Annotated in this window: 1 pseudogene; it reads left to right on the top strand. The window is 62.2% G+C overall.

The window, feature by feature from the left end:
* Positions 1–49: 49 nt before the first annotated feature.
* Positions 50–241, top strand: a pseudogene (locus tag ACLJNW_RS28070) (selenium-binding protein); the annotation flags it as partial.

The following is a 241-nucleotide window of genomic DNA, read 5'->3' as shown; positions in this document are numbered from 1 at the left end:
CATGGGGCATCGTGGAATGTGGATCTGTGTCGTCTTCGCGTGTCTGGTCGTGGCACTCGCTATCGGCGTCGCCGCCGCCGACGAGACGTGCAACACGCCCTACGTCACCAAGCTGATCAAGGGCCAGGAGGACTACGTCTACGTCTGGGCCCTGGGCGTGGAGGGCATGGGTGATGGATTCGACAAGCTGGTGACGATCGACGTCAACCCCAAGTCCAAGACCTACGGCAAGGTCCTGGGC

This window comes from Salmonella sp. SAL4457 (assembly GCF_046548235.1).
In the GTDB taxonomy this organism is placed as follows: domain Bacteria; phylum Pseudomonadota; class Gammaproteobacteria; order Enterobacterales; family Enterobacteriaceae; genus Salmonella; species Salmonella enterica.
This window is presented reverse-complemented; position numbering and strand designations above follow the sequence as displayed.